The sequence below is a fragment of the Kitasatospora sp. NPDC058162 genome (genome assembly GCF_042884005.1).
In the GTDB taxonomy this organism is placed as follows: Bacteria; Actinomycetota; Actinomycetes; order Streptomycetales; family Streptomycetaceae; genus Kitasatospora.
On the sequence record NZ_JBHVUS010000024.1, the window covers coordinates 23370 to 29369 of the forward strand.

A 6000-nucleotide genomic window follows, 5' to 3' on the forward strand; every position below is an offset into this window, starting at 1 on the left:
ATGTGCGGGATCACCGGATGGGTCGCCTTCGACCGCGACCTCACCGCCGAACGGGCCGTCCTCGAAGCCATGACGGCCGCCCAGGTCTGCCGCGGCCCGGACGTGGGCGGCGTCCACCTGGAAGCGCACGCCGCGCTCGGCCGGCTCCGCCTCGCCGAGACCGAGGCCGGGGCCGGGGCCGGGGCCGAGACCAAGGCCAAGGCCGAGGCCGAGGCCGACGGCAACGCCGACGGCGGGGAGCAGCCGTTATCCGTCGAGCACGACGGCCGCCCGCTGGCCGTGCTCGGCTTCACCGGCGAAGTCCACAACCACCGCGAACTGCGCGCGGAGCTGGCGTCCGCCGGGCACCGCTTCCGCACCCGCGGCACCACCGAGGTCGTGCTGCACGCCTACCTGGAATGGGGCGAGGGCCTGGCCGAGCGCCTCAACGGCGCGTACGCCTTCGCGATCTGGGACGCCCGGCACGAGGAGCTGCTGCTGGTCCGCGACCGGCTGGGCGTCAAGCCGCTGCACTACCACCCCACCCCGGACGGCGTGGTGTTCGGCACCGGGCTCGGGGCGGTGCTGGCCCACCCCGCGGTCCGCGCGGTGGTCGACCTGGACGGGCTGCGCGAGCTGCTCTCCTTCACCCGCACCCCCGGCGCCACCCCGTACCGGGGCGTCCACGAGGTGCGGCCCGGGCACCTGGTGCGGGTGCGCCGCGGGGGCGTCACGGTGCGCCGCTACTGGGCGCTGGAGGCGCGCGAGCACGTCGACTCGCTGGAGTCCACCGTCGCCACCGTCCGGGCCCTGCTGGACGACATCGTCCACCGCCAGCTGGATTCGGACCTGCCGCTCTGCTCGCTGCTCTCCGGCGGCCTGGACTCCAGCGCCCTCACCGCCCTCGCCGCGAAGACCCTGCGCCAGGCGGGGGCCGGCCCGGTGCGCAGCCTCGCGGTGGACTTCACCGGCCGGGACGAGGAGCTCCACCCCGACCCGGCCCGCTCGACGCCGGACGGCCCGTACGCCCGGATGCTCGCCCGGCACGTCGGCGCCGACCACAGCGTGATCGAACTGGACGCCGCCGAGCTCACCGAACTGCGCCGCAGCCACGCCGTGCTGCGCGCCCGGGGCCTCCCCGGCGGGCTGGCCGACCTGGACGTCGCGCTGCTACTGCTCTTCCGCCGCGTCCGGGAGCGGGCCGCCGTCGCCCTGTCCGGCGAGGCCGCGGACGAGCTGTTCGGCGGCTACCCCTGGTACCACGACCCCGCGGCGATCGCCGCCGACGACTTCCCGTGGGCGGCCCGGCTCGACGGCGGCCTGGCCGGCCCGGGCTCGGCCCCGCGCGAGCAGCTGCTCGACGCCGACCTGGTGCGCAAGCTCGACCTGGCCGGCCACCGCCGGGCCCAGTACCGGGAGGCGCTCGCCGAAGTCCCGCACCTGGCGTCCGCCGACCCGACGGAACGGCGGATGCGCGAGATCTCGTACCTCAACCTCACCCGTTTCGCGGGCGTGCTGCTCGACCGCAACGAACGGATGAGCCGGGCCGCCGGGCTGGAGGTGCGGGTGCCGTTCTGCGACCACCGGCTGGTCCAGTACGTCTTCAACACCCCGTGGGCGATGAAGAACGTCGACGGGCGGCAGAAGAGCCTGCTGCGCGCCGCCGTCCGGGACCTGCTGCCGGACGCGGTCGCCGACCGGGTGAAGAGCCCGTACCCGATCACCGCCGACCCGCGCTACCCGCAGCTGCTGCGCGCCGACCTCGCCCGGCTGGTCGACGAGCGGAAGTCCCCGGCCCTGGAGCTGCTGGACCGGCGGCGGCTGGCCGACGCGCTCGCCCCGGACACCGACCCGCAGTCGGTGCGCCTCGGCGTCGACCTGGCGCTGGACCTCGACGTCTGGCTGACGGACCACCGGGTGACGCTGGAGCTCTGACGCCCCGGTCCGTCCCGCTCCTCCCCGGGTCGGCCATTGGGCCGTTCGAGTGAACTCCGGCAACCGGAAACCGCTGCTGACGGTTGACCACCCCGAACGGGGGGTCGGCCGTCAGCCCTTGATCATCAGGACCCGGCCCGCCCCGCCGGGGCGGCGCGGCGATGCGGTAGCGTCGCCGACACCTCCCGAATGGCGGGCGAAAACGCGGATTCCCGCTCCCCTGCCGTCAGGATGGGAGCGAACCGTTCACCTCGATCCGCCGGGGGATCCCGTCATGCAGCCGCGAATCTTCGCGATCCTCACCGCCGTGCTCCTGGGCGTCCTGGGCCTGGGCTCGGTGGCCGTCACCGACTGGACGCCCGCCGCGGCCTCCGCCGCCCCGGCCCCCGGCGGTCCGGCCGCGGGTACCGGCGCCGGCGGCCAGGCGGTCACGGCCGGCGCCGCGAGCGCCACCCCGACCGGCGACCCGGCGGTGTGGACCCGCTCGACGCTGCGCAACAAGATGATGGCCGAGATGGACGCCACCGACCCCGGCGTCGCCCTCGCCGACCTCGACAAGATCACCAAGGAGAAGCCGTACACCGTGCGCTTCTGCCACCCGATCGCGCACGAGCTCGGCCACGCGGCGGTCAAGCGCTTCAACGCCGACTTCCAGAAGGTCATCTCCTTCCCGCACGAGACCTGTGCGGCCGGCTACCTGCACGGCGCGGTCGAGGAGATGCTCAACGCCTCCGCCCAGCCCGAGGTGGACCTGCTCAAGCTGTGCGCCCCCAAGAACAGCGGCCCGTGCATCCACGGCGTCGGCCACGGCACCATGTTCGTCGCCAAGCAGGACGTCGCCAAGGCGCGCGACCTGTGCAACAAGTTCACCAGCGACCAGAACCGGATCCGCTGCTCCGAGGGCCTGTTCATGCAGCTCTTCGGCCCGGACGAGGAGGACGAGCAGGCCAAGGCCAACCTGCCCGCCGACAAGCTCGCCCAGGACCCGCTCTACCCGTGCAAGGACCAGCCCTCGCTGTTCCAGTCCGCCTGCTACTTCTACGCCCCGACCTTCTACCTGTCCTCGCACGACTACCCGAACCACCCCGAGGTCTACGCCGACGCGCTCAAGTGGTGCCTCAACGGCAAGGCGAGCGGCGGGGCGGTGGACTGCAGCCGCGGGGTCGGCTCCCGGACCATGAAGTACAACCTGGACCGCGAGGACTGGGCCTCCCAGCAGTGCGCCACCGCCGCCGACGGCTGGCAGCGCAAGGCCTGCGCGGAGGGGCTGGTCAGCTACTACACGGTCAACTACACCGACGGCGGCGCGGCCGGGCGGCTCTGCGCGAAGATCACCAACAAGGAGATGCAGGGCTACTGCCGCTCGGCGAGCGGGCTCTCCGCCTCGCTCGACTGATCGCCCCCGTCGACCGTCGCCGTTGATCGTCCCCGTCCCACCCTCCGGGCCCGCGCCGCAACGGCGCGGGCCCGTTCCGTAGCATCTGCTGATCACGGTGCGCCGAGGACGCCGCGCCTGCCCCGGTCCCCCGGCCCCTGGAGCACACCCGCATGACCTCCGAGGACTTCCGCAGCACCGACGACCTCCACAGCACCGACGACTTCCGCGGCGCCGCCCACGCCGCCGCCGACCTGGTCGCCGACTACCTCGCCGAACTGCCCGCCCGCCCGGTCTGGCAGCCGATGGACGACAGCGCCCGGCAGGCCCTGCTCGACGCCCCGCTGCCCGCCGAGGGCCGCCCGCTCACCGAACTGCTCACCGCCATCGGGCAGGACGTCCTCCCCCACCCCATGGGCAACGGCAACCCGCGCTTCTTCGGCTGGGTCAACTCCGCCCCCGCCCCGGCCGGGGTGCTCGCCACCCTCGCCGCCGCCGCGATGAACCCCAGCTCGGCCGGCGGCGACCACGCCGACGTCCACCTGGAACGCGCCGTGGTCCGCTGGATCGCCGAGCTGGTCGGCTTCCCCCACCCGGCCGGCGGCGGACTGCTCACCTCCGGCACCTCGATGGCGACCATCGTCTGCCTCGCCGCCGCCCGCAACCGCGCCGCCCGCCGGGCCGGCCACGACGTCCGCGCGGACGGCCTGGCGGGCCTGCCGCCGCTGGTCGGCTACGTCACCGGCGAGACCCACTCCTGCGTCCGCAAGGCCGCCGAACTCCTCGGCCTCGGTAGCCGGCACCTGCGCACCGTCGCCACCGGCCCGGACGGGCTCCTCGACCCGGACGGGCTGCGCGCCGCCGTCGAACGCGACCGCGCCGACGGGCTGCTGCCCTTCCTGGTGGTCGCCTCGGCCGGCACCGTCGGCACCGGCGCGGTGGACGCCTTCGACCCGCTCGCCGACCTCTGCCAGGAGCAGGGCCTGTGGCTGCACGTGGACGGCGCGTACGGCGCCTTCGGCCGCCTCGACCCCGCCATCGCCCACCGCTACGCGGGCCTGGAGCGCGCCGACTCGCTCGCCCTCGACCCGCACAAGTGGCTCGGCGTGCCGGTGGACTGCGGCTGCGCGCTGGTCCGCGACACCGACGAGCTGCGCGGCACCTTCAGCCTCGTCCCGTCCTACCTGCGCGACGAGGCGGCCGGCGCGCTCGGCTGGTTCTCCGAGTACGGCACCGAGCAGACCCGGCCGTTCCGTGCCCTCAAGGTCTGGGCCACCATCGCCCACCGCGGCCGCACCGGCCTCGCCCGGGACATCGCCCGGTGCACCGCGCTCGCCCGCCGACTCGGCGAACTCATCGAGGCAGACGAGGAGTTGGAGCTGCTCGCAGAGGTGCAGACCTCCATCGTGGCGTTCCGGCACCGGGCGCCCGGGCTGGACGAGGCGGGCCGCGACGCCCTCAACCGCGAACTGCCGGTCGCCGTCCAGCGGCGCGGCCGGGTCTTCGTCACCGGCGCCCGGCTCGGCCCGCACGAGATGCTCCGCGCCTGCCTGCTCAACGCCGCGACCACCGAGGAGGACCTGCGGCTACTGCTCGCCGAGGTCCGGACCGCGGCCCGCACGCTGCTGCCGTAACACACCGGGGCCGACCTTAACCACTGAGTCACGGCCGGGTCGCGATCAGGAAACACCGGTCGGGCACGGTGGAGGGCATGGAGCACTCGAAGCCTTCCGTCCACCGTGCCCGCCGCTGGCGCCGCGACACCGTCGAGCTCGCCGCGGCCTTCCTCTCCATCACCGCAGCCGACCTGATCGCGAAGGTCATCCTGCACGGCTCCGACGGCGCGGTGGTCCTCGCCACCTCCGCCCTCGCGCTGCTCGCCGTCGCCCTGCTGCACGCCTGGTGGTCCCCGCACGCCCCGCCCCCGACGACGCTCTGGCGGGTCCGCACCACCGCCCTCGCCCACACCCACACCACGCTCGCCGACCACCGGATCACCCTGCTCTCCCTGCACCCCCACCCCACCGCCGACGAGCTCTTCCTCCGCACCCCCCGCTCGCTGAGCCCCACCGCGCTCACCGCGCTGCTCACCACCAGCGGCCACACCGTCGAGGACACCCCCACCCGGATCGCCTGAGCGGTTCAGCGCTCCACGGACGCGGCCGGCACGGGCGTCAGGCCCCGGCCCCCGGGTCGTTCGGGTGCGGCTCCAGCGCGGTGACCACGGCCGTCATCCACGGCCACATCGGCAGGCTGCCCAGCACCTCCGCCCGCAGCTCCCGCTCGTCTGCCGCCCGCCAGATCCCGATGCTGCGCGCCTCGCCCACCGGCCGCCACAACCGGGCCAGCCGACCGCTAGCCGCCAGCTCGCGGGCGCGCACCGCCTCGGCGGCGCGGCGGCGGTCCACCTCCTCGGCGGGGGTGCCGTCGGGCACCCGGGTGGTGATCTCGACCAGGAACTCCTGCACGGCCCGACTCCGATTCCCCGGAACGCGGGAACGCTCCGGCACGGGGGAAGCCCCCCGACTCCGGGGGCATACCCCCATCGTCCTGCGCCACCCGGACCGGCGCCACGGAACGGGGCCAGGCGGTCGCCCCGGGGGGTGTGCCTTGCGGTCAGTGCTTCCGCGGTGGGGCGGGGGCGGTCGCCCCCCCCCGGGCACCCCCGGGGAGGCGGGGCGCGCAGCCCCTGTGGGGGCGGAGCGCCCCCC

Annotated in this window: 5 protein-coding genes; 4 read left to right on the top strand and 1 reads right to left on the bottom strand. The window is 75.0% G+C overall.

Annotation, left to right across the window (positions count from 1 at the left end; all coding sequences use genetic code 11):
* The 4 genes from asnB (at position 1) to ACFVXG_RS31755 (ending at position 5426) form a co-directional block, all read left to right on the top strand.
* Entirely contained in the window at positions 1-1914 is a 1914-nt protein-coding gene (gene asnB, locus ACFVXG_RS31740) for an asparagine synthase (glutamine-hydrolyzing) (RefSeq protein ID WP_387932397.1), read from the top strand.
* A gap of 274 nt (positions 1915-2188) precedes the next feature.
* On the top strand, positions 2189-3310 hold the full coding sequence (locus tag ACFVXG_RS31745; protein ID WP_387932399.1) for a hypothetical protein: 1122 nt from the start codon (positions 2189-2191) through the stop codon (positions 3308-3310).
* Positions 3311-3462: 152 nt separating this feature from the next.
* A complete protein-coding gene (locus ACFVXG_RS31750; RefSeq protein ID WP_387932400.1) occupies positions 3463-4923 on the top strand; it encodes a pyridoxal phosphate-dependent decarboxylase family protein in 1461 nt (486 codons plus the stop codon).
* Positions 4924-5000: 77 nt separating this feature from the next.
* The gene (locus ACFVXG_RS31755; protein WP_387932402.1) at positions 5001-5426 is read left to right on the top strand and encodes a hypothetical protein; all 426 of its coding nucleotides are present in this window, start codon (positions 5001-5003) and stop codon (positions 5424-5426) included.
* A 37-nt stretch (positions 5427-5463) separates the two neighbouring features.
* On the opposite strand, the gene ACFVXG_RS31760 is transcribed toward ACFVXG_RS31755, so the two are convergent.
* Positions 5464-5757 carry a muconolactone Delta-isomerase family protein gene (locus tag ACFVXG_RS31760; RefSeq protein ID WP_387932404.1) on the bottom strand — a complete coding sequence of 98 codons (294 nt, stop codon included), beginning with the start codon at positions 5755-5757 and terminating at the stop codon, positions 5464-5466.
* Positions 5758-6000: the final 243 nt, after the last annotated feature.

Excerpts from the sequence above, each read along its gene's own strand:
- ACFVXG_RS31745 (WP_387932399.1), top strand. The coding sequence starts at position 2,189 with ATGCAGCCGCGAATCTTCGCGATCCTCACCGCCGTGCTCCTGGGCGTC.
- ACFVXG_RS31755 (WP_387932402.1), top strand. The coding sequence starts at position 5,001 with ATGGAGCACTCGAAGCCTTCCGTCCACCGTGCCCGCCGCTGGCGCCGC.
- asnB (WP_387932397.1), top strand. The coding sequence starts at position 1 with ATGTGCGGGATCACCGGATGGGTCGCCTTCGACCGCGACCTCACCGCC.
- ACFVXG_RS31750 (WP_387932400.1), top strand. The coding sequence starts at position 3,463 with ATGACCTCCGAGGACTTCCGCAGCACCGACGACCTCCACAGCACCGAC.